The organism is Mycobacterium sp. NGS64, from assembly GCF_059812245.1.
The window spans coordinates 1,151,534-1,172,913 of the sequence record NZ_JCALCI010000002.1; the positions used below are offsets into that span (position 1 = coordinate 1,151,534).

At 69.0% G+C, this 21,380-nt stretch carries 20 protein-coding genes and 2 pseudogenes; 11 read left to right on the plus strand and 11 right to left on the minus strand.

Annotated features, from left to right (window positions below; all coding sequences use genetic code 11):
- Nucleotides 1-41 precede the first annotated feature (41 nt).
- Nucleotides 42-737 carry a hypothetical protein gene (locus AC5Y4S_RS13730; protein WP_500033255.1) on the plus strand — a complete coding sequence of 232 codons (696 nt, stop codon included), beginning with the start codon at nt 42-44 and terminating at the stop codon, nt 735-737.
- A 4-nt stretch (nt 738-741) separates the two neighbouring features.
- Here AC5Y4S_RS13730 and AC5Y4S_RS13735 read toward each other — a convergent pair whose 3' ends face one another.
- Both AC5Y4S_RS13735 and AC5Y4S_RS13740 read right to left on the minus strand, forming a co-directional pair.
- Entirely contained in the window at nt 742-1,860 is a 1,119-nt protein-coding gene (locus AC5Y4S_RS13735; RefSeq protein WP_500033256.1) for an MBL fold metallo-hydrolase, read from the minus strand.
- Between the two features lie 5 nt (nt 1,861-1,865).
- The gene (locus AC5Y4S_RS13740) at nt 1,866-2,600 is read right to left on the minus strand and encodes an enoyl-CoA hydratase (protein WP_500033257.1); all 735 of its coding nucleotides are present in this window, start codon (nt 2,598-2,600) and stop codon (nt 1,866-1,868) included.
- A 26-nt stretch (nt 2,601-2,626) separates the two neighbouring features.
- Between AC5Y4S_RS13740 and AC5Y4S_RS13745 the strand changes: the two are divergent.
- A pseudogene (locus AC5Y4S_RS13745) lies at nt 2,627-4,096 on the plus strand (carboxyl transferase domain-containing protein); the annotation flags it as partial.
- Here the strand turns inward: AC5Y4S_RS13745 and AC5Y4S_RS13750 are convergent.
- The gene (locus AC5Y4S_RS13750) at nt 4,091-4,645 is read right to left on the minus strand and encodes a TetR/AcrR family transcriptional regulator (protein ID WP_500033258.1); all 555 of its coding nucleotides are present in this window, start codon (nt 4,643-4,645) and stop codon (nt 4,091-4,093) included. The pseudogene AC5Y4S_RS13745 and the gene AC5Y4S_RS13750 overlap by 6 nt on opposite strands.
- 101 nt (nt 4,646-4,746) lie before the next feature.
- Here AC5Y4S_RS13750 and AC5Y4S_RS13755 point away from each other — a divergent pair, with 101 nt between their 5' ends.
- The 3 genes from AC5Y4S_RS13755 to AC5Y4S_RS13765 are packed head-to-tail and all read left to right on the plus strand — an operon-like array spanning nt 4,747 to nt 8,022.
- Nucleotides 4,747-5,886, plus strand: a complete 1,140-nt coding sequence (locus AC5Y4S_RS13755) for an FAD-dependent monooxygenase (protein ID WP_500033259.1) — start codon at nt 4,747-4,749, stop codon at nt 5,884-5,886.
- A gap of 58 nt (nt 5,887-5,944) precedes the next feature.
- On the plus strand, nt 5,945-6,655 hold the full coding sequence (gene prrA / locus AC5Y4S_RS13760) for a two-component system response regulator PrrA (RefSeq protein ID WP_142276448.1): 711 nt from the start codon (nt 5,945-5,947) through the stop codon (nt 6,653-6,655).
- 26 nt (nt 6,656-6,681) lie between these two features.
- Nucleotides 6,682-8,022: a sensor histidine kinase gene (locus tag AC5Y4S_RS13765; protein ID WP_500033260.1), complete on the plus strand. Its 1,341-nt coding sequence runs from the start codon at nt 6,682-6,684 to the stop codon at nt 8,020-8,022.
- A gap of 10 nt (nt 8,023-8,032) precedes the next feature.
- On the opposite strand, the gene arfC (AC5Y4S_RS13770) is transcribed toward AC5Y4S_RS13765, so the two are convergent.
- From arfC (AC5Y4S_RS13770) to arfA, 4 genes and pseudogenes are all read right to left on the minus strand, one after another.
- Entirely contained in the window at nt 8,033-8,980 is a 948-nt protein-coding gene (gene arfC, locus AC5Y4S_RS13770) for a channel accessory protein ArfC, sunset domain variant (protein ID WP_500033327.1), read from the minus strand.
- A 219-nt stretch (nt 8,981-9,199) separates the two neighbouring features.
- Nucleotides 9,200-9,289, minus strand: a pseudogene (arfC, locus tag AC5Y4S_RS13775) (channel accessory protein ArfC); the annotation flags it as partial.
- Complete coding sequence (gene arfB / locus AC5Y4S_RS13780) at nt 9,289-9,438, minus strand: channel accessory protein ArfB (protein ID WP_500033261.1); 150 nt, start codon at nt 9,436-9,438, stop codon at nt 9,289-9,291. The gene arfB and the pseudogene arfC (AC5Y4S_RS13775), both read right to left, overlap by 1 nt.
- 11 nt (nt 9,439-9,449) lie before the next feature.
- Nucleotides 9,450-10,424, minus strand: coding sequence for a channel-forming protein ArfA/OmpATb (gene arfA / locus AC5Y4S_RS13785; RefSeq protein WP_500033262.1), 975 nt, complete (start codon nt 10,422-10,424; stop codon nt 9,450-9,452).
- A 107-nt stretch (nt 10,425-10,531) separates the two neighbouring features.
- Here arfA and AC5Y4S_RS13790 point away from each other — a divergent pair, with 107 nt between their 5' ends.
- A complete protein-coding gene (locus tag AC5Y4S_RS13790) occupies nt 10,532-10,795 on the plus strand; it encodes a DUF2630 family protein (RefSeq protein ID WP_500033263.1) in 264 nt (87 codons plus the stop codon).
- Nucleotides 10,792-12,381, plus strand: a complete 1,590-nt coding sequence (locus AC5Y4S_RS13795; RefSeq protein ID WP_500033328.1) for a phytoene desaturase family protein — start codon at nt 10,792-10,794, stop codon at nt 12,379-12,381. The genes AC5Y4S_RS13790 and AC5Y4S_RS13795 overlap by 4 nt, the downstream gene beginning before the upstream one ends.
- 42 nt (nt 12,382-12,423) lie before the next feature.
- On the opposite strand, the gene AC5Y4S_RS13800 is transcribed toward AC5Y4S_RS13795, so the two are convergent.
- Complete coding sequence (locus AC5Y4S_RS13800) at nt 12,424-13,719, minus strand: citrate synthase (RefSeq protein ID WP_067004805.1); 1,296 nt, start codon at nt 13,717-13,719, stop codon at nt 12,424-12,426.
- Between the two features lie 177 nt (nt 13,720-13,896).
- Complete coding sequence (gene pdxH / locus AC5Y4S_RS13805; RefSeq protein WP_500033264.1) at nt 13,897-14,556, minus strand: pyridoxamine 5'-phosphate oxidase; 660 nt, start codon at nt 14,554-14,556, stop codon at nt 13,897-13,899.
- A gap of 72 nt (nt 14,557-14,628) precedes the next feature.
- Here pdxH and AC5Y4S_RS13810 point away from each other — a divergent pair, with 72 nt between their 5' ends.
- Nucleotides 14,629-15,750 (plus strand): citrate synthase 2, encoded by a 1,122-nt coding sequence (locus tag AC5Y4S_RS13810; RefSeq protein WP_068107553.1) that lies wholly within the window; start codon nt 14,629-14,631, stop codon nt 15,748-15,750.
- A gap of 154 nt (nt 15,751-15,904) precedes the next feature.
- Complete coding sequence (locus tag AC5Y4S_RS13815) at nt 15,905-16,360, plus strand: VOC family protein (RefSeq protein ID WP_500033265.1); 456 nt, start codon at nt 15,905-15,907, stop codon at nt 16,358-16,360.
- Here the strand turns inward: AC5Y4S_RS13815 and AC5Y4S_RS13820 are convergent.
- Nucleotides 16,357-18,048: an FAD-dependent oxidoreductase gene (locus AC5Y4S_RS13820; protein WP_500033266.1), complete on the minus strand. Its 1,692-nt coding sequence runs from the start codon at nt 18,046-18,048 to the stop codon at nt 16,357-16,359. The genes AC5Y4S_RS13815 and AC5Y4S_RS13820 overlap by 4 nt on opposite strands.
- Nucleotides 18,049-18,066: 18 nt before the next feature.
- Nucleotides 18,067-19,092, minus strand: a complete 1,026-nt coding sequence (locus AC5Y4S_RS13825; RefSeq protein WP_500033267.1) for an AurF N-oxygenase family protein — start codon at nt 19,090-19,092, stop codon at nt 18,067-18,069.
- A gap of 210 nt (nt 19,093-19,302) precedes the next feature.
- Here AC5Y4S_RS13825 and serC point away from each other — a divergent pair, with 210 nt between their 5' ends.
- Entirely contained in the window at nt 19,303-20,421 is a 1,119-nt protein-coding gene (gene serC, locus AC5Y4S_RS13830) for a phosphoserine transaminase (RefSeq protein ID WP_500033268.1), read from the plus strand.
- 121 nt (nt 20,422-20,542) lie between these two features.
- Entirely contained in the window at nt 20,543-21,298 is a 756-nt protein-coding gene (gene sepH, locus AC5Y4S_RS13835; protein WP_068107543.1) for a septation protein SepH, read from the plus strand.
- The last annotated feature ends 82 nt before the right edge of the window (nt 21,299-21,380 follow it).

Sequence of the window (21,380 nt, forward strand, 5' to 3'; positions counted from 1 at the left end):
AACGACATCCGATTTAACATTCCGGACCCCCCGCGGACACGATGCGGCGCAACATTTGTCTGCAAGACAGCGCACGAGAGGTCTTCGACACGGACGATTCGGACATCGACAATCCCTATTGGGAGGCCGTCAGGGATTGCGTCGAGGCCGACAGCTTTCGGGGTAACCCCGTGGTCGGTGAGTTCCGCTTGGACCGAAGCGTGGAAGAAAGCATGGCGCGCACGCCGAACCGGCAGCTGCTCGTCAGGAAATACTGCTGGACCATCCCCGACCCCGACACCGTGACGTTCGTCGCGAAACACGCCCACGGGGGCCTCGTCGATCCGCTCGCAGGGACGGGCTACTGGGCCTACCTGCTCGCGCAGATGGGCGTCGGCGTCATCTGCTACGACCTCAACCCCGGCGCGGATCTGGCCACCAACGGTTGGCACGACGAAGTCCTGCACGTCGGAGTCGTCGCGAAGGACTGCGCCGAAGCGGCCGCGCTGCACCCCGACCGGACGCTGTTCCTCTCGTGGCCGCCCCACGGCCAGGACGTCGGCGCTCGAATCCTGCTGGCCTACAAGGGAAATCGTGTCATCTACGTCGGCGACGGCCAGGGCGGCGCCACCGGCGACGATCGCATGCACCAAATACTCGAAACCGACTGGACCGAAGTCGAATCCCGTCAGCCGGTGCAATGGTGGGGCCAACACGATCGCGTGACGGTGTACGAGCGCCGCCAACCCGAGCCCTAGCGGGTCACAGTCGCCACCACGGGTTGAACCTCCGCGGTGCGGCGGGATCGATGCGCTGGCCGGGCAACGGCACGGCCACCTCGACCCGGGCGGGGTCCGCCGCCGCCAGCAAGCGCTCGACGGGCTCAGCCCACGGGTGGGGGGCCAGCCGGAAGGTCCCCCAGTGGATGGGCACGAGCAGGCCCGAGCCCGCGTCGGTGACGTCGAGGTGCGCGCGGACCGCCTCCTCGGGGTTCATGTGGATGTCCGGCCACGCGGTGTTGTAGGCGCCGATCGGCAGCAGGGTCAGGTCGAACGGGCCGTGGTCGGCCCCGATCTGCGTGAAGCTCTTGGTGTAGCCCGTGTCGCCGCCGAAATACGCGCGGTGGCGGGGACCAAGAAAGGCCCAGGACGCCCACAGCGTGGTGTTGCGGTCGAAGAAGCGGCCTGAAAAGTGCCGCGCCGGCATGCAAATCACCGTGAGCTCGTCGAGCTTGGCGCCTTGATGCCAGTCGAGTTCGATGATGCGGTGCTCGGGAATCCCCCACGCACGCAGGTGGGCGCCGACCCCGAGCGGCACGAAGAACGGGGCCCGCTGCGTGTGCGCCAGCGTCATGACGGTGTCGATGTCGAGGTGGTCATAGTGGTCGTGACTGATCACCACGGCGTCGACGGCGGGCAGCCCCTCCAGTTGCACCGGCGGCGGGTGTAGCCGTTGGGGTCCGACGGTGTCCGACGGCGAGCATCGATTGCTCCACACGGGATCGGTCAGCACGCGGTAGCCGTCGATCTCCAGCAACGCCGTCGAGTGACCGAACCAGCTGACGGCCAGCCGGGCGGCGTCCCCGTCGAAGATTTCCGGGGCGGCCAGCGGGATCGGTGCGCGCGGACGGCTGCCGCCGCGGTTACCCAGGAACTCCCACACGATGAGGCGCAGTTCCTCGCGGTCCATCTTGTAGATGGACGCCGGGTCGAGGTTGACGAATTCGCCGTCGGAATAGTGCGGCGACCCCTCGGCCACCGCGCGGATGGAGGCGGGTGACGCACCGAGGGCGGCCGGCGCACCGTGCAGCGCACGCACCAACCAACTGCCGACCGCCAGCGAGGCCGTGCCGGCGGCCAGTCGCAGCGCCCCCCGCGGCATGACTGTCAGGCTCCCTGGAACTTCGGTGGCCGCTTCTCGATCCGCGCGACCTGCGCCTCGATCACGTCCTGGCTGGCCCAGGCTCTGTCGAAGAGCTCCTTGTGCTCCGGCCACTGCTCTTCGTAGGCGCCGTCGTCGTTGAGCACCCGCTTGGCGTGCTGTATTGCCAGCGGCGCCAGACCCGCGACCTCCTCGGCCCAGGCCTGGGCGTCGGCCAGCGTCCCGATGCGGTTGACCATCCCGGTTTGCAGCGCCTCCTCGGCGGTGAGCTTCTCCGCGGTGAGCAGCATCGCCCGGGCCCGTCCGTGCCCGACCAGCGAAGACAACCGGCGAATGCTCCAGTTGTCAAGGGCCAAGCCGTATTTCGAGGTCGGAAACTGGAAGAACGCGTCCGGTGTGGCGACCCGCAGATCGCATCGCATGGCCAGCTGCAGGCCTGCGCCGATGGCGGGGCCGTTGATCGCCCCGATCACCGGTACGGGAACCGCGTCCATGACCTTGTGCAGCTCGATGAGCCGGTCGGGGTAGTCGGCGGCGAATACGTCGCCGGACAGGTCCGCGCCGGCGCAGAACACGGTGCCCTGGCCGGTCAGCACGATCACGCGCGTCGACCCGTCGTCGCCCGCCTTCTGGATGGACTCCCGCAACTCGTCGACGAGCTGGGAATTCAGGGCATTGCGGCGCTCGGGACGCTGCAGCTCGATGGTCATAACGGCTTCGGTCTGGGTGACGCCGATCATTCACCCAGCCTATATAGCCTCGTCTGGTGACTCGTATCACGACCGAACAACTGCGGGATGCCGTGCTCGACGAGGGCTCCTACGTGAGCTGGGACAGCGATCCGATGGCCGTGCCGGTGTCCGAGTCCTATGCGCGCGAGCTCGCCGACGCCCGCGCCGCCACCGGCCGGGACGAGGCGGTGCTGACCGGCGAGGGCCGCATATTCGGGCGCCGCGTCGCTCTTGTGGTGTGCGAGTTCGACTTCCTCGGCGGCTCGATCGGCGTCGCCGCGGCCGAACGGATCACCGCCGCGGTGGAACGCGCCACCGCCGAGCGGCTGCCGCTGCTGGCCTCCCCGAGCTCCGGCGGCACCCGCATGCAGGAGGGCACGGTCGCGTTCCTGCAAATGGTGAAGATCGCCGCGGCCGTCACGCTGCACAAGCGGGAACACCTGCCCTACCTGGTCTACCTGCGCCACCCGACCACCGGCGGGGTGTTCGCCTCCTGGGGCTCGCTGGGCCACATCACGGTCGCCGAGCCCGGCGCCCTGATCGGCTTCCTCGGCCCCCGCGTCTACCAGCTGCTCTACGGCGAGCCGTTCCCGGCCGGCGTCCAAACCGCGGAGAACCTGCAGCGGCACGGGGTGATCGACGGCGTGGTCGCGCTCGAGGAGCTGCGCCCGATGCTGGATCGCGCCCTGCGGGTGATCGCCGATCCGCCCGACGCGCCGCCCGGGGCGGCGCCATCGGAACCGACGCCCGACGTGCCCGCCTGGGACTCCGTCGCGGCCTCGCGACGGCCGGACCGGCCGGGCGTCGGACACCTGCTGCGCCACGGCGCCACCGACTGCGTGCTGCTGTCCGGCACCGGCCGCGGCGAAGCTGCGACCACCCTGCTGGCGCTGGCCCGCTTCAACGGCCAGCCCGCGGTGGTGCTGGGCCAGCAGCGAATCAGCGGCGGGCTCGTCGGACCCGCGTCGCTGCGCGAGGCCCGGCGCGGCATGGCGCTGGCTGCCGAACTGCGACTGCCGCTGGTGCTGCTCATCGACGCGGCCGGACCGGCGTTGTCGGCCGAGGCCGAGGAGGGCGGCCTGGCCGGCCAGATCGCCCAGTGCCTGGCCGAGCTCGTCACGCTGGAGACGCCCACGGTGTCGGTGCTTCTGGGCCAGGGCAGCGGCGGACCGGCGCTGGCGATGGTCCCCGCCGACCGGGTGCTGGCCGCGCTGCACGGCTGGCTGGCACCCCTGCCGCCGGAGGGCGCCAGCGCGATCGTGTACCGTGACACCGTCCACGCCCCGGAACTCGCTGGGGCCCAAGGCATTCGGTCAGTTGATCTTTTGGAGTCCGGAATTGTCGACGCCATCGTCCCCGAGCATCCCGACGCCGCGGACGAGCCGGCCGAATTTTCCCAACGGCTGTCCCGCGCCATCGCCGCCGAAGTATGCACGCTGCGCGAAATACCGTCCGCCGAGCGGCTGTCCGCGCGGCTGCGCCGCTACCGCAACATCGGCCTACCCGCCAGCCGCCTCGGAGAGATACCGCTGGATCGTCGGCCCGAGCCAGTCGACGATCTCGTCGCGCGACATCGCGACGACCGGCGGCAGGCGTAATACGAAGCGACACAACGCCATACCCAAGATCTGGGTGGCGATCAGGCCCGCCCGCACCCCGGATTCCCCGGCCGGCACCAAGGTGGCGACCAGCGGCTGCAGCTGGGTCCCGAAAATCTCCTGCATGCGTTGCGCCGCTTCGCCATTGGTGGCGCTGGACCGTAGCAGGATGACCAGCGCCTCGTCACCCTCCCACCGTTCGAGGAAGTGACGGACCACCGACCGCCCGACCTGCGAGCGCTCGCCTTCCGCGAACTCCGGGAACCTGAGGTCGAAGTCCGCCGCCGCGGCGAACAGCTTGTCCTTGCTGCCGTAGTAGCGCATCACCATCGCGGGATCCACCCCGGCGTCCGCGGCGATCGCCCGAATGGTGGCCGCCTGAAAACCGGACGCGCCGAAGCGCTCGCGGGCGGCCGCCAGGATCGCGGCCTTGGTCTGCTCCGAGGATCTCCGCATGTCAACAATTGTAGGCCAACAAGTGTTGACACACTACATCCGGCGCGCCAGCATGGAGTTATGCCAACAAGCGTTGACTAACGAAATGAGAGGAGCCGACCATGAACGACACCGACGTCCTGGTGGTAGGCGCCGGACCGACCGGCCTGGCATTGGGCGCTTCCCTGACCGCCAAGGGGGTCCGCGCCGTCGTCGTGGACGCGTTGGCCGAGGGCCAGAACACCACCCGTGCGGCCGTCGTGAACGCCCGCACGCTCGAGGTGCTCGAAGATCTCGACGTGGCCCGGCGGATGGTCAAGGCGGGCCTGATCGCGCCGCGATTCACCATGCGCGCGGGCCGACGGATCCTGATCCCGGTCGACTTCAGCGCGCTACCGACGAAATATCCGTACAGCTTGATGCTCTCCCAGGCCGACACCGAACGCCTGCTGCTGGAGCGGCTGCACGAACTGGGCGGCCGGGTGATCCGGCCGAAGACCCTGAGCCGCCTCACCCCCGACGCGAACGGCGTCACCGCCGTCTTCGACGACGGCGACACCATCCGGGCCGGCTACGTCGTCGGGGCCGACGGGATGCACAGCACGGTGCGTGAACAGGCCGGAATCGGATTCGCCGGAAGTGAATTCGCCGAGTCCTTCACGCTGGCCGACGTCCGGCTGGCCGGCCCGGCGCCCCGCGACGAGGTGATCCTGTTCTACGCCAAGGAAGGCCTGACGGTGGTGGCGCCGCTGCCCGCCGGCATCTTCCGCATCGTCGCGCCGGCCGCGGACGCACCGAAGACGCCGTCGGTCGAATTCGTGCAGGCGCTGCTCGATTCCCGCACCTTCGGACCCGGCGAGTTGGTGGTCACCGAGCTGCTGTGGGGGACGCGGTTCCACATCCACCACCGAGTTGCCGACACCTACCGGGCCGGCCGCGTGTTGCTGGCCGGCGACGCCGCCCACGTGCACAGCCCCGCTGGGGGCCAGGGCATGAACCTGGGTATCACCGACGCCATCGCACTGGCCGGGGCGCTCACCGAGGTGCTGGGCGGCGGCCCCGACACGGCCTTGGACGCCTACGTCACCACCCAGCGGCGATGGGCCGAGCAGGTGCTGACACTGACCGGACGGCTGACCCGGATGTCCACCCTGCCGCGCCCGTTGCGCCCGATCCGCAACTCGGGGATACGGCTGGCCGCGCAAGTCCCCGCCGTGCGTCGGCAGCTCGCGGTCCAGCTCAGCGGCCTGAGCCGCCGGTGATTGCGGGTGCTCGCGGCTGAGCCGCGCCTCCCACCGCCGCCGCGGACAATCAGGCAAGATGGGCGGCATGGACACTGGTCCCACCTCACCCCGGGTCTTGGTCGTCGACGACGACTCCGACGTACTCGCCTCGCTGGAACGTGGCCTGCGCTTGTCCGGGTTCGAGGTGTCGACGGCCGTCGACGGCGCCGAGGCGTTGCGCAGCGCCACCGAGACGCGCCCGGACGCGATCGTCCTCGACATCAACATGCCCGTGCTGGACGGCGTCAGCGTCGTCACGGCGCTGCGGGCAATGGACAACGACGTGCCGGTCTGCGTGCTGTCCGCGCGCAGCTCGGTCGACGACCGGGTGGCGGGGCTGGAGGCCGGCGCCGACGATTACCTCGTCAAGCCGTTCGTGCTGGCCGAGCTGGTCGCGCGGGTCAAGGCGCTGCTGCGCCGGCGCGGCTCGACCGCGACCTCTTCCTCCGAAACCATCACGGTCGGTCCGCTGGAGGTCGACATCCCCGGTCGCCGGGCTCGGGTCAACGGCGTCGACGTCGACCTGACCAAGCGCGAGTTCGACCTGCTCGCGGTCCTGGCCGAGCACAAGACCGCGGTGCTGTCCCGGGCGCAACTGCTGGAGCTGGTGTGGGGCTACGACTTCGCCGCCGACACCAATGTCGTCGACGTGTTCATCGGGTATCTGCGTCGCAAGCTGGAGGCCAACGGCGGTCCCCGACTGCTGCACACGGTCCGCGGAGTCGGGTTCGTGCTGCGAATGCAGTAGCCATGCAGTAACCAGATCGCACAGTCATGAACCTCCTGTCCCGCATCTTTGCCCGCACGCCCTCGCTGCGAACCCGGGTGGTGCTCGCGACGGCCATCGGCGCGGCGATTCCGGTGCTGATCGTCGGCGCCGTCGTCTGGGTCGGGATCACCAACGACCGCAAGGAACGGCTGGACCGCCGCCTCGACGAGGCCGCCGGTTTCGCGATTCCCTTCCTGCCGCGCGGTCTCGACGAAATCCCGCGCTCACCGAACGACCGAGACGCGATCATGACGATCCGGCGCGGAAACCTCGTCAAGTCGAATTCGGACGTCACGCTGCCCAAACTCGACGTCGACTACGGCGACGCCTACGTCAACGGGGTGCGCTACCGGGTCCGGACGGTGGAGATACCCGGGCCGGGACCGAGTTCGCTCGCCGTCGGCGCCACCTACGACGCCACCCTCGCCGAGACCAACAACCTGCACCGCCGGGTGATGCTGATCTGCGGGTTCGCCATCGGCGCTTCCGCGGTTTTCGCGTGGCTGCTGGCCGCGTTCGCGGTGCGCCCGTTCAAACAGCTCGCCCAGCAGACCCGATCGATCGACGCGGGCGACGAGGCGCCGCGGGTCGAAGTGCACGGCGCCAGCGAGGCCGTCGAGATCGCCGAGGCGATGCGAGGCATGCTGCAGCGGATCTGGGACGAGCAGAACCGGACCAAGGAGGCGCTCGCCTCGGCCCGCGACTTCGCCGCGGTGTCCTCCCACGAGTTGCGCACCCCGCTGACGGCGATGCGCACCAACCTCGAGGTGCTCTCGACCCTGGACCTGTCCGACGACCAACGCAAAGAGGTGGTCAGCGACGTCATCCGCACTCAGGCGCGCATCGAGGCCACCCTGAGCGCGCTGGAGCGGTTGGCCCAGGGCGAACTGTCGACGTCCGACGATCACGTGCCGGTCGACATCACCGAGTTGCTCGACCGTGCGGCGCATGACGCCATGCGGGTCTACCCCGACCTCGACGTCTCCCTGGCACCCTCGCCGACCTGCATCATCGTGGGGCTGCCCGCGGGCTTGCGCCTCGCCGTCGACAACGCGATCGCCAACGCCGTCAAACACGGCGGCGCCACCCGGGTCCAGCTGTCGGCGGTGAGCTCGCGCGCCGGGGTGGATATCGCCGTCGACGACAACGGCAGCGGGGTCCCGGAGTCCGAGCGCCAGGTGGTGTTCGAGCGGTTCTCGCGCGGGTCGACGGCGTCGCATTCGGGGTCGGGCCTGGGCCTGGCGTTGGTGGCCCAGCAGGCGCACCTGCACGGTGGGACGGCGTCGCTGGAGGACAGCCCGCTGGGTGGGGCGCGCTTGCTGCTGCACATCCCCGCGCCGACGTAGGTCCTGGCGTTTACTTCCTCGAGCTCTTGCACCACGGCGTGAAACAGGCCCGCGCGGCGGCCGCCTCGTCCTTGAACCAGACCTGCGCGACGGTCGGGTCGTAGGCCGCATCGTCGGGGGTGTAGTAGAGCCGGGTATCCGACCGGCCCTTCACCAGCCATCCCGCCGGGCCGCCGCCATCCGGGGTGGCGCGCGCGGAGCCCGGGCCGTAGGGCTCGTACGGCAACACCGGGGTCCACTTGGTCGCCGGCTGCTTGGCGACCGGCGTCGGCTTCGCCGGGCGCGCCTTGGCGCCATGCGGCTTCTTGCCCGGCGGAACCTTTCGCGGCGGCGGCTTTTTGCCGGCGGGAGTCTTCTTCGTCGGGGATCCCTTAGCGCCTGGGCGGGCCTTCTTCGGGGGAGCTTTCTTCGCCGCCGGTCGCTTGCCCCTCGACGGCTTTTCGGCGGTCGGCTCCGGCTTGGAAAAGAATCTTCGAAGGAACGAAAACCCGGCCTTTCGTGGCTGTTCCGCCGGCGGCGGCTCGGGAGCGACGGGAATCTCCGTGGTCTCAGGCTCGGGCTCGACGGGGAGCATGGTCGTCGGCGGTTCTTGGTCGACGGGAATCCGGGTCGTCTCGGGCTCCGGCTCGACCGGGATCATGGCGGTCGGCTCTTGATCGGCGGGAATCTCCGTCGCCGCGGACTCCGGCTCGACGGGAGGCTCCACGAGCTCGGCCAGGCGATCGATCGGGAGAATTTCCGTCGGCGGGTCTTCCGCGGTCCGCGCCCGCTTCGGCCGGAATCTCCGGAAGGATCGGCCGGCCTTCGGCGATTCTTCCGCGGCCAGAGTCGTGGTCGGCGGCTCGTCCGCGGGCGGATTCTCCGTCGCCTCGGTCGGTTGTTCGGCCGGAGTCGCGGTCGGCGGCTCGTCGGCGGGCGAATTATCCGTCGCCTCGGTCGGTTGCTCGGCGGGAATCATCGCCGTCGGCGGCTCTTCCGTGGCCGGAACCTTCGTCGGCGCAAGCTCTTCCGCGGTGGGAGGCTTCGGCGTCAACAAATCGAGCTGGGCGCGAACCGTCGTCGGCCGCTCCTCGGCAATCGGAATCGTCTCTTGCTCGACGGGTATCACGGTCGTGGGCCGATCCGGCTCGGCGTCCGCGGCAGCCCCGCCGGCATTCGGCGACCCCACTGGCACTTGACGTTTGACCGGACGCACCCGCAGCGCGAGCGTCAACACCAACCCCGTCACGAAGGACAGGGCGAACAGCCACCAGTGCACGTGGTCCATCACTCGTCATCCCCCTCGTGCCGGTTCGCAACGGCGGGGACTTCCTCAACGACGACGCGCTTGTTCAAGATGTTGGCGATCACGCGGGCAACGGCCGAGCCCGCCACGAATGCGAGCAGGTACCACAACCACTGGATCACGAAATCCATGCCGGATCTCCTTAGCTCACAACGATTTCGACGCGACGGTTCTTGGCACGACCATCGACCGTGTCGTTGGAGGCGACGGGATTGACCGAACCCAAACCCTTGACGATCAGCACCGTGCCCGCGACGCCGTTGGCAACCAGGAAGTCGGCCACGCGCTGGGCCCGCTGGCTGCTCAATGCGATGTTGATCGCCTCGACGCCGGAGTTGTCGCTGAAGCCGTTGATCGTCGCGTGCGCGGTGGGGCAGGCCTTGAGCCTGCCCGACACCTGAATCAGGATCTGGTTGTCGGCCGGGGTGAGGCTGAACCCGTCGTTCGCGAACGTGATCGGCCCGCCCGTCACCGCATTGATCGCCGATTGCAGATCGTTGCATTGTCCCGCGGCGGGCGGCGCCGGCGGCGGAACCGGCCCGCTGACCACAAGCTTGTCAACGACCTTCAAAGTGGACCAGGTGCGCGCGGCGTCCTGGCTGACGGCGTTCTTTTGGTCTGGCGATGCCGCGGTGCCCGCCAGCGTGATCGTGTCCCCGCCGGCCACGAGGCTGAAATCGGGAATCGAGGCGCTGTCTTTGAATATCGGTGCGGCCCTTGCGAAATCGAGCGCGTCGATGTTGGGGTTGATGTGGATCTGGTCGATGACGTTGACGCCCGGCAGCGAGCCCTTGACGGCCGTCAGCAGGGCCGCCTTGGCGGAGTCGTCGGGGAAGTCGCCGGCGAGCGTCAAGTCGTTGCCGTTGCGGGTGATCGACAGGGGTGCCAGGGATAACTTCGGAGCGGCGGACGTGCTCGACGTCCCCGGCATCGGGCCGCCCGCCCGGTGGGCAGGCCGCGGTTGATCGAACGCGCCGTAGCCGATCGCCGCTATCAGCAACGGAATTACCGCCACCGCGATCAGCCAGGGCAGGCCGGCCGAGGGCCGGTGAATCTCCGGCACCGGCACCGAGTCGGTGCTTGCGGCCGGATGCCGCAAACCCGTGCCTACCCCCACTTCTGCGTCTCCCCTCGGTTAGCTCCCCCGACGTTTGCATCTTCCAGGCGATATGCAGCCTACCGAGTCGGCGCGGCAACGCCTGCCAAGTCGGGCACACTGGACCCATGGCCAACGGCAACAAACCGACCGACAGCGAGACCCTGGCACGCATCCAGGGACTGGTCGCCGAGGAGAAGACCCTGCGGGCACAGCTGCAGCACGGTGAGATCAGCACGGACGAGGAGCACGATCGCCTGCGCCGGCTGGAGGTCGAACTCGACCAGTGCTGGGACCTGCTGCGGCAGCGCCGGGCGCTGCGCGAAACCGGCGGTGACCCGCGCGAGGCGCAGGTACGTCCGCCCGACGAGGTCGAGGACTACCTGGGCTGAGCGTGTCCCCTTCGGAGGTCGACGTCGTCATCGTCGGCGGGGGTCACAATGGGTTGGTCGCGGCCGGCTACCTGGCCCAGGCCGGCCTTCGGGTGCGGCTGCTGGAACGGCTGGCGCAGGTCGGCGGGGCCGCGGTGTCCGTGCAGGCCTTCGAGGGCGTCGACGTTCGGCTCTCCCGGTACTCGTATTTGGTCAGCCTGTTGCCGTCCCGCATCCTCGAGGACCTCGGGGTCGGTGTGCGGTTGGCCGGCCGGAAATTCTCGTCGTACACCCCCGACCCCGCGACCGGCGGCCGCACCGGGTTGCTGATCGGGCGGCCCGGCCAGTTCGCCGCCATTGGCGCCGCCGAGGACGAGCCCCGATTCGCCGCGTTCTACCGGCGCTGCCGGCTGGTCACCCAGCGGCTCTGGCCGACGCTGCTCGAGCCGCTGTGCACCCGCGAGCAGGCCCGCCGGCACGTCACCGACGCCGGCGATCCCGGCGCGGCGGACGCGTGGCGCGCCATGATCGACGAGCCGATCGGCCACGCCATCGCCGAGGCGGTCGGCAACGACCTGGTGCGCGGCGTGATCGCGACCGACGCACTCATCGGCACCTTCGCCCGCCTCGACGACCCGTCGCTGCGGCAGAACGTCTGCTTCCTCTACCACGTGCTCGGCGGCGGCACCGGCGACTGGGACGTCCCTGTCGGCGGGATGGGCGCGCTGACCACGGCACTTGCGGCTGCGGCCACCGGACATGGCGCCGAAATAGTCACCGGCGCCGAGGTTTTCGGCGTCGACCCGGACGGCCAGGTGTGCTACCGCCGCGCCGACGACGAGCACGTGGTCCGGGGAAGGTTCGTTCTGGCCGGCGTGACACCGACAATCCTGGCCGGCCTGCTCGGCGAACGGCCCGCCGCGCCGGCCCAGGGCGCGCAGGTCAAGGTGAACATGGTGCTGCGGCGGCTACCACGGTTGCGTGACGCCGCCGTCACACCCGAGGAGGCGTTCGCCGGGACGTTTCACGTCAACGAGACGTGGACCCAACTGGACGGCGCGTACCAGCACGCGGCCGGCGGGCAGATCCCGAATCCGCTGCCGTGCGAGGCCTATTGCCATTCGCTGACCGATCCCAGCATTGTGTCGGAAGCCCTGCGCGACTCGGGCGCCCACACGATGACGGTTTTCGGCCTGCACACCCCGCACTCGCTGTTCGACGGCAGCTACTCCGGCGCGCTGCGCGACCGGCTGACCGACTCGGTGCTGGAGTCGCTGAATTCCGTTCTGGCCGAACCGATTCAGGACGTCCTCATGAACGACGCGCGCGGACGGCCCTGCATCGAGACGACGACCACCCTGGACCTGCACCGCACGCTCGGCATGACCGCGGGCAACATCTTTCACGGCGGGCTGTCGTGGCCATTCGCCGCCGACGACGACCCGCTGGACACCCCCGCGCGGCAATGGGGCGTCGCGACGGCCCACGACCGAATCATGTTGTGCGGCTCGGGCGCCCGCCGCGGCGGGGCGGTGTCGGGCATCGGCGGCCACAACGCCGCGATGGCCGTGCTGGCTTCCGTCGCGAGCAGACGTAAAAGCCCCTGATTTCCGCGCCGAAAAGGGGGCTTTTGCGTCTGGTGGCCGGAACTAGCGGTCGTTGATGGTCGCGTAGTCGCGCTCGGTGTAGCCGGTGTAGATCTGGCGCGGACGCCCGATCTTGCTGTCGCCCTCGTCGTGCATCTCGCGCCAGTGCGCGATCCAGCCGGGCAGCCGGCCCAATGCGAACAGCACGGTGAACATGCGGGTCGGGAACCCGAGCGCCCGATAGATCAGGCCGGTGTAGAAGTCGACGTTGGGGTAGAGCTTGCGCTCGACGAAGTAGTCATCGGTGAGTGCCGCCTCTTCGAGTTCCTTGGCGATGCTGAGCAGGTCGTCGTCGCCGCCGAGCTTGGACAGGATCTTGTCGGCCTGTTCCTTGACGATCCGCGCCCGCGGGTCGTAGTTCTTGTAGACGCGGTGGCCGAAGCCCATCAGCTTCACGCCGGCCTCGCGGTTCTTCACCTTGCGGACGAATTCAGTGACGTCGTCGTCGCTCTGGCGGATCTCTTCGAGCATCTCGAGCACCGCCTGGTTGGCGCCGCCGTGCAGCGGGCCCCACAGCGCGTTGATGCCGCCGGAGATGGAGGTGAACAGGTTGGCCCGCGACGAGCCGACCAGACGAACCGTGGACGTCGAGCAGTTCTGCTCGTGGTCGGCGTGCAGGATGAACAGCATGTCCAGCGCCCGGACAATTTCCGGATCGGCGTGGTAGGGCTCGGCCGGCAACCCGAACGTCATCCGCAGGAAGTTCTCCACCAGGGAAAGCGAGTTGTCCGGGTAGAGGAACGGTTGCCCGATCGACTTCTTGTAGGCGTACGCGGCGATGGTGGGCAGCTTCGCCAATAGGCGGGTGGTGGACAGCTCGACCTGCCCGTTGTCCACCGGGTCCAGGGCGTCGGGGTAGTACGAGCTCAGGGCGTTCACCACGCTCGACAGCACCGGCATGGGGTGCGCGTTGGGCGGGAAGCCGTCGAAGAAGCGCTTCAGGTCCTCGTGCAGCATGGTGTGCCGCTGGATCCGGTTGGTGAACTCGTCCAGCTGCTGCTTGTTCGGCAGCTCGCCGTAGATCAGCAGGTAGCTGACCTCGATGAACGTCGACTTCTCGGCGAGCTGCTCGATCGGGTAGCCGCGGTAGCGCAGGATCCCGGCGTCGCCGTCGATGTAGGTGATGGAGCTTTTGCAAGACGCGGTGTTGACGAAGCCGTTGTCGAACGTCGTGTAACCGGTCTTGGACAAAAGCGGGCCAAGCGCGATGCCGTCAGCTCCTTCGGTGGCGTGAACGACCTCCAGGTCGATCTCGCCCCCCGGGTACTTCAGAGTTGCGGTGTCGTCGGTGTCGGCCACGAGAACCCCTTTGCGCTCTGGCTGGTATGGCTGCCCTGACTAGGTGCTTACTGCTGAAGGTAGTCGTTGCGGCGGCGGCGCGCCTGCCCGGGGTCGAGTCCGCTGGTCGTGCGCCCGTCCGGCGGTTAAGCCGAGGTGAACTCGGGGTGTGACGGGCCTCATAGCGCGCGTCAGCGTTCAGGGCTGCAGGCGCTCGACCCGCCCGCCCACGACGCGAATCCGGTTGTGCACCCGGTTTTCTCGGCCCTGCCAGAACTCGACCACCTCGGGCGCCAGGAGGTAGCCGCCCCAGTTGGGCGGAACCGGGACGCGCTCCGAGTCGGCGAAGCGCTCGGTGACCTCGTTCAGCTGCTCGAGCAGCGCCGCGCGCGAGGCGATCGGCCGCGACTGGTGCGACGCCCACGCGCCCAGTTGTGAGCCGCGCGGCCGCTGGGCCCAGTAGTCCTGCGTGACCTGCGAGTCGACCCTGCTGACCGGGCCGCGGATGTGTACCTGCCGGCCCAGCAGGTACCAGGGGAAGGTGGCCGACGCGTACGGCGTCGCCGCCAGCTCGACGCCCTTGGCCGAGTCGTAGTTGGTGAAAAAAGTGATTCCGGTCTCGTCGGCGCTCTTGCACAACACCGATCGGCTGACCGGCCGGCCCTCCGCGATGGTGGCCAACACGAACGCGTTGGGCTCGGCCACCCCGGCGCGCTCGGCGTCCTCAATCCACTTGCGGAACAAGGCAAGCCACCCGTCGGCCAACCAATCCGCATCCAGGTCCGGGCTGCCGTCCTTCTCGACCGACCCGTACTCGACGCGCATCCTCTGCAGGTGTTCCTCCGCTGGTCCAGCCATTGCGCCCACGCTACCGGCGGTAGCTACCGGCCGGTAGCGTCCGCCCGTAGGTGGGGTGCGAGAATTTCTCCCATGACTGTTGTCCCCGAAAACTTTGTCCCCGGCCTGGAAGGCGTGGTGGCCTTCACCACCGAAATTGCCGAACCGGATAAAGACGGCGGCGCACTGCGCTACCGCGGCGTCGACATCGAAGACCTGGTGACTCAGCAGGTCACGTTCGGCGACGTCTGGGCGCTCCTGGTCGACGGAAAGTTCGGCCACGGTCTGCCGCCCGCCGAGCCGTTCCCGCTGCCCATCCACACCGGCGACGTCCGGGTCGACGTGCAGGCGGGCCTGGCGATGCTGGCCCCCATTTGGGGCTACAAGCCCTTGCTCGACACCGACGAGGCCACCGCCCGCGACCAGCTGGCCCGGGCCTCGGTGATGGCCCTGTCCTACGTCGCACAGTCGGCGCGCGGGATCTATCAGCCGGCCGTTCCGCAGCGAGTAATCGACGAATGCCCCACCGTCACAGCGCGCTTCATGACCCGATGGCAGGGCGAGCCGGACCCGCGGCACGTCGAGGCCATCGACGCCTACTGGGTGTCGGCCGCCGAGCACGGCATGAACGCGTCGACGTTCACCGCGCGGGTGATCGCCTCGACCGGCGCCGACGTCGCGGCATCGCTGTCGGGGGCGATCGGGGCGATGAGCGGCCCCCTGCACGGTGGTGCGCCGGCGCGGGTGCTGCCGATGATCGAGGAAGTCGAGCGCACCGGCGACGCCCGCGGCCTGGTCAAGTCGATCCTGGACCGCGGCGACAAACTGATGGGATTCGGCCACCGGGTTTACCGCGCCGAGGACCCGCGGGCGCGGGTGCTGCGGGCGGCCGCGGAACGGCTCGGCGCCCCGCGGCACGAGGTCGCGGTCGCGTTGGAACAGGCAGCGCTGGCCGAACTGCGGGAGCGGCGCCCGGACCGGGCCATCGAAACCAACGTCGAGTTTTGGGCCGCCGTCATCCTGGACTTCGCCCGGGTGCCGGCCAACATGATGCCGGCGATGTTCACGTGTGGTCGCACCGCGGGATGGTGCGCCCACATCCTCGAGCAGAAGCGGCTCGGGAAGCTGGTGCGCCCGTCGGCCATCTATGTCGGACCGGGCCCGCGCAGCCCGGAAGAGGTCGAGGGCTGGGACCGGGTTCTCACCTCTGCCTGATCTTCGCGCTGGCGTCACGCAGGCGTCCGTTAGTTGTCGGTGCCCGGCGGTTGAATGGTTCCGGCCGCGATGAGTTGGAGTCGCGGGCCAAGTCAATAACCGTGAGCCAGCCTCCGCCTGGGCTGGTATCCAGACCGACAACAAGGAGGCCACCATGGCGATCAACATCGAACCGGCACTGTCCCCGCACCTCGTGGTCGACAACGCCGCCGCGGCGATCGACTTTTACGTCAAGGCTTTTGGCGCCGAGGAGCTCGGCCGCGTACCCGGTCCCGACGGCAGGCTCGTCCACGCCGCGCTGCGCATCAACGGCTTCACGGTGATGCTCAACGACGACTTCCCGGAGACCTGCGGCGGCAAGTCGATGACGCCCAAGTCGCTTGGCGGGACCCCGGTCACCATTCACCTGACGGTCACCGACGTCGACGCCAAGTTCCAGCGGGCGCTGGACGCGGGCGCCACCGTGGTGGCCCCGTTGGACGACCAGTTCTGGGGAGACCGCTACGGCGTGGTCGCCGACCCGTTCGGCCACCACTGGTCGCTGGGACAGCCGGTGCGCGAGGTCAGCCCCGAGGAGATCGCAGCCGCGATGGCCGGGCAGGCGGGCTAAGAGTCCCGCAGCCGGGCCAGCAGCCGGCGTCGCATCGGCGGCGCCGGTTGCGCGGCGGCCGCCGCGGCGAGCATGTCGGCGACGGCGGTGAACTTGTTGCGTGGCCGGCCGTCGCGGCCGCCGCGCTCGATTTCCGCAGCGTCGATGGCGCGCCACCCCGCCGAGTCGACGACGGCGGGCCGGCGCGCCCGCACCAGCCGGCCCAGGGCCTCCGGCTTGGCCACCGGCTCGGTGAGCCGGCCGGCGTTGAAATCGGCCACCAAGGCGTGGACGGTCTGGATCGAGCAGGACTTGTTGGTGCCGATGAACCCCGTCGGCCCACGCTTGATCCAGCCCGCCACATATGCGCCGGGCACCGGTAGTCCGGAGCCGGGTTCGACGACGCGACCACCCTCGTTGGGCACGACGGCCGCGGATTCGTCGAACGGAAGGTCGCGAATCGCCTTGCCGCGGTAGCCGATCGACGTCAGCACCAGTCCGGCCTCGAGCCGGCGCGCCTCGTCGGTGCCGGTGACGGAGAATTCCACGCCGGTCGCGCGCCGCTCACCCAGCACGCGCTCGGGCGTGAGCTGATAGGCCAGCCGGATTCGCTTGCGCGACAAGGGTGCCGAAGCGTCGCCCAGCTTGCTCAGGATCTCCAGCTTGCTCTGGGTTAGCGGATCCGAAACGATCTCCAGATCGCGCGCCACGCGCTGGTGGTCGGCGGCGTCGAGCACGACCTCGGATGTGCCGGTCAGCCCGATCAATTCGGGCAGGGTGAACGCCGAATGGGCGGGCCCGCGCCGGGCCGCGATCACCACTTCCCGCACGGCCGAGCGGCGAAGCGCTTCCAGCGCGTGGTCCGAGATGTCGGTTCGGGCGAGGTCCTCCGGGTCCGCCGTCAGCACTCGGGCCACGTCGAGGGCGACGTTGCCGTTGCCGATGATCACCACGCGTTCGTGACCGAGATCGACCGGCAAATCGGTGAAGTCGGGATGCCCGTTGATCCACGCGACGAACTCGGTGGCGGTGCCAGTGCCCGGCAGGCCCATCCCGTCGATGTCCAACCGGCGATCGTCCGGCGCGCCCACCGCGTACAGCACGGCGTGATGGTGGGCCAACAGCTCGGCGTGGCTGAGATGCTCGCCGATCTCGACGTTGAGGTAGAACCGGAAGTGGCGGTGGCGCGATACGCGGTCGAAGAGCCGGGTGACCCTCTTGGTGTTCTGGTGGTCGGGCGCCACCCCGGCGCGCACCAACCCGTAGGGCGTGGGCAGCTTCTCAAAGACGTTGACCCGCACCCCGTCTTGGGTGAGCAGTTCGTCGGCCGCATACATCGCCGCCGGCCCGGATCCCACGATGGCCACCGTCAACGGCCGACGGCGCGCGCGCACCTCGGCGGCCGGGATCACCGGGGCCAGCTTCGACGTCGGCGGCAGCTTCACGTCGGCGGGTCGCTCGGGGTAGAACGAGGCGTTGATCTCGACGAAAGGCAGCTGCTTGGGCTCCAGCCGGGTGTCCGGCGCGATCGCGCCGACCGGGCACGCGCTCACGCACGCACCGCAGTCCACGCAGGCCACCGGATCGATGTAGAGCATCTCCGACGTCGCGAAACCCGGCTCGTCCGGTGTGGGGTGAATGCAGTTCACCGGACAGGCGAAGACACAGGACCCGTCGTTGCAGCACGACTGGGTAATAACGTGCGGCATGGATAAACCCGGGCGGCGCTACGCGGCCGGCGCGGCGGCCAGGTGCCGGCGCTGCGGCTCGCTGCGGTAGCGCGACGGCTTGCCGTTGATCTTGCAGAGCCGCCACATCAGCCGCGCGGAACGCGTTTCCATCAGACCGGTGTCGTAGGCGAGCATCCGAACGTCGGCGAACATGTCGCTCAACCACTTTCGCGATTCCGGCGACCGGAAGAAGAGTTCCTTCTTGACCTCGCGTGGGATGTCGAACTCCCGCCAGAACGCCTTGGGCGGCACCGTGATCGCCTGGCACAACACCCGCATCGTCAACGGCAGATACAACGCCGTCCAGAAGCGCTGCCGCTTAGACAACTCCGGCAGCCGCTTGCGCAGGAACTCGTGCGCGAACGAGATGTGCCGGGCCTCCTCGGCCACGTGAATGGCCATCACTCGCTCCATGATGGGGTGCAGCGACTTGCCTTCGCGCAGAACGTTTTTCTGCGTGTGGTCGATGGGCTCCTCGCCGGCCAGCACCCCGATGAAGAACGCCACCGGCAACGGGCCGGCGACCAGCGGAACCAGCGGCGAGAGCCACTTGAGCATCCGCGGCATGCCGGGAACGTCGGCGCCGACGCGGTTCACCATCTCCTGGAACATCATGGTGTGGTTGCACTCTTCGACCGATTCGTGCAGGCAATAACGGTATTCCGGTGACCCGTTGGGAACCCAGAACGTGTAGTTCATCAGCCCGCGGATCAAGATCGACTCAAAGTGCAGGCCCACCTTGGCGACGTTGGCCTGCCGCCACATCCCGATCTTGATCTTGCGTTCCTCGGACTGGGCCTGGTACCAGGGATGGCGGCCCAGCGGGTCCGTCAGCGGCAGGATCCAGCGGGGGTCGTTTTCGGTGACCGCGAATTCCGGTGAGTCCCAGTCGATGTCGGTGTACGGGTTAAAGTTACGCCGCACCGACCCCTCGGACAGTGTGGCAAGCATGTTCACGTACTCGGCGTCGTCGCGGACCTCCATGTTGCGCCGCCAACGCCGGACCATTCGCGTCCTGTCCATTCCAAGCCTCCCCAACGAGGTTTACATTCGGACGTGCAATGTCCAGACAGTACCGCAGGTACCGGGTATTTTTCTAGAGCGGTCGGAGGCACTGTGGCCTGACCGGTGGTCACGCCAGCGGTGTGGCGTGGCTCACACACGTCAAGGGCTCGGCCGGCTAGTTCGGCCCACGGCGTCGCCACCCTCGGAGCGCTCACTAGGCTGGCTGGCATGGCTGACCAGCTCGAGATCCCCTCCGACATCAAACCCCGCGACGGCCGCTTCGGCTCCGGTCCCTCGAAGGTCCGGCCCGAACAACTCAAGGCGTTGACCACCACCGCGGCGCCGCTGTTCGGCACGTCGCACCGGCAGGCGCCCGTCAAGGATCTGGTGGGCCGGGTCCGGTCGGGCGTCAGTGAGCTGTTCTCGGTGCCCGACGGCTACGAGGTCATCCTGGGCAACGGCGGCGCGACGGCGTTCTGGGACGCCGCGGCGTTCGGGCTGATCGACAAGCGCTCGCTGCACCTGTCGTTCGGCGAGTTCAGCTCGAAGTTCGCGTCCTGCGTCGCCAAGAACCCGTTCGTCGGCGACCCGATCATCATCAAGTCGGACTCCGGCAGCGCCCCCGAACCTCAGAGCGACCCGTCGGTCGATGTGATCGGGTGGGCGCACAACGAGACCTCGACCGGTGTCGCGGTGCCGGTCCGCCGACCGGCCGGCGCCGACGATGCGCTGGTCCTCATCGACGCGACCTCGGGCGCCGGCGGGCTGCCGGTCGACATCACCGAGGCGGACGTCTACTACTTCTCGCCGCAGAAGAACTTCGCCAGCGACGGCGGGCTGTGGCTGGCCGTCATGAGCCCGGCCGCGCTGGCGCGGGTCGAGTCGATCGCCGCGTCGGGCCGCTGGGTTCCCGACTTCTTGTCGTTGCCCATCGCGGTGGAGAACAGCCTGAAGAACCAGACGTACAACACCCCGGCGATCGGCACCCTTGCGCTGATGGCCGAACAGCTGGACTGGCTGCTGGGCAACGGCGGGCTCGACTGGGCGGTCAAGCGGACGGCGGACTCGTCGCAGCGGCTGTACTCCTGGGCCCAGGAGCGGCCGTACACCACGCCGTTCGTCACCGATCCGGCGTTGCGCTCTCAGGTGGTGGGCACGATCGACTTCGCCGACGACGTCGACGCCGCGGCCGTCGCCAAGACTTTGCGGGCCAACGGCATCGTCGACACCGAGCCCTACCGCAAGCTGGGCCGCAACCAGTTGCGGGTCGCGATGTTCCCCGCGGTCGACCCCGAGGACGTCAGCGCGCTGACCCGCTGCGTCGACTGGGTGGTCGAGCGGCTTTAACCTCTCGGTCATCGGCCTGCAGCCCGCCAGCGTGTCAGAGCGGGTTACCGGCGTTAGCTGCACTAGAGTGCGCACCTGACGGGTCCGTCGCGCAGCGGGACGGAGCCTGCGAGGAGAAGCCATGCGGGTACTCAAAGTGGTTGGTCTCGACGACGACGGCAAATACATCATCTGCGAGGGTGATGACCCCGCGGATCGGTTCAAGCTGGCGGCCGACGACAGACTCCGCGCCGCCCTGCGCGGCGAGTCGCCACCACCCGAGCAGCCGGCGCTCGACATGCAAGTCACAAACATGCTGAGCCCCAAGGAAATTCAAGCCCGCATCCGCGCCGGCGCGTCCGTCGAGCAGGTGGCCGCCGCGTCCGGCTCGGACATCGTGCGCGTCCGCAGGTTCGCGCACCCCGTGTTGCTGGAACGCGCCCGCGCCGCCGAGCTGGCAACGGCCGCGCACCCGATGCTCGCCGACGGGCCCGCGGTGCTGACCCTGCTGGAGACCATCAGCACCGCACTGGTCGCGCGCGGCCTCGAACCCGACCGGCTCAGCTGGGACGCCTGGCGCAACGAGGACAGCCGCTGGACCGTGCAGCTCGCCTGGAAGGCCGGCCGCACCGACAACATCGCGCACTTCTGCTTCACTCCCGGCGCGCACGGCGGCACCGTCACCGCGATCGACGACCCGGCCAGCGAGCTCATCGACCCGAACTTCGAGCGTCCCCTGCGGCCGCTCGCACGGGTTGCCCAACTCGAACGCGAAGAAGAGCCGAAGCCGGCGCCGCCCGCCCCGCCCGAACAGCCGGTGCACACCCGGCGCGGCAAGCCGGTCATCCCCGCCTGGGAGGACGTGCTGCTCGGTGTGCGCTCAGGCGGGCAGCGGTAGACAGCCGCCAAGCGCCCGAAACGGTCAGCGCTTTGACTGTGCGCTCAGGGCTTTCGGTGTGAAGTGACGGCGGCATCTGGCC

Bases quoted from the DNA above. Each gene is read 5' to 3' on its own strand.
- AC5Y4S_RS13730 (WP_500033255.1), top strand. From the start codon at position 42: ATGCGGCGCAACATTTGTCTGCAAGACAGCGCACGAGAGGTCTTCGAC.
- AC5Y4S_RS13735 (WP_500033256.1), bottom strand. From the start codon at position 1,860: ATGCCGCGGGGGGCGCTGCGACTGGCCGCCGGCACGGCCTCGCTGGCG.
- AC5Y4S_RS13740 (WP_500033257.1), bottom strand. From the start codon at position 2,600: ATGATCGGCGTCACCCAGACCGAAGCCGTTATGACCATCGAGCTGCAG.
- AC5Y4S_RS13750 (WP_500033258.1), bottom strand. From the start codon at position 4,645: ATGCGGAGATCCTCGGAGCAGACCAAGGCCGCGATCCTGGCGGCCGCC.
- AC5Y4S_RS13755 (WP_500033259.1), top strand. From the start codon at position 4,747: ATGAACGACACCGACGTCCTGGTGGTAGGCGCCGGACCGACCGGCCTG.
- prrA (WP_142276448.1), top strand. From the start codon at position 5,945: ATGGGCGGCATGGACACTGGTCCCACCTCACCCCGGGTCTTGGTCGTC.
- AC5Y4S_RS13765 (WP_500033260.1), top strand. From the start codon at position 6,682: ATGAACCTCCTGTCCCGCATCTTTGCCCGCACGCCCTCGCTGCGAACC.
- arfC (WP_500033327.1), bottom strand. From the start codon at position 8,980: ATGATTCCCGCCGAGCAACCGACCGAGGCGACGGATAATTCGCCCGCC.
- arfB (WP_500033261.1), bottom strand. From the start codon at position 9,438: ATGGATTTCGTGATCCAGTGGTTGTGGTACCTGCTCGCATTCGTGGCG.
- AC5Y4S_RS13790 (WP_500033263.1), top strand. From the start codon at position 10,532: ATGGCCAACGGCAACAAACCGACCGACAGCGAGACCCTGGCACGCATC.
- pdxH (WP_500033264.1), bottom strand. From the start codon at position 14,556: ATGGCTGGACCAGCGGAGGAACACCTGCAGAGGATGCGCGTCGAGTAC.
- AC5Y4S_RS13810 (WP_068107553.1), top strand. From the start codon at position 14,629: ATGACTGTTGTCCCCGAAAACTTTGTCCCCGGCCTGGAAGGCGTGGTG.
- AC5Y4S_RS13815 (WP_500033265.1), top strand. From the start codon at position 15,905: ATGGCGATCAACATCGAACCGGCACTGTCCCCGCACCTCGTGGTCGAC.
- AC5Y4S_RS13820 (WP_500033266.1), bottom strand. From the start codon at position 18,048: ATGCCGCACGTTATTACCCAGTCGTGCTGCAACGACGGGTCCTGTGTC.
- AC5Y4S_RS13825 (WP_500033267.1), bottom strand. From the start codon at position 19,092: ATGGACAGGACGCGAATGGTCCGGCGTTGGCGGCGCAACATGGAGGTC.
- serC (WP_500033268.1), top strand. From the start codon at position 19,303: ATGGCTGACCAGCTCGAGATCCCCTCCGACATCAAACCCCGCGACGGC.
- sepH (WP_068107543.1), top strand. From the start codon at position 20,543: ATGCGGGTACTCAAAGTGGTTGGTCTCGACGACGACGGCAAATACATC.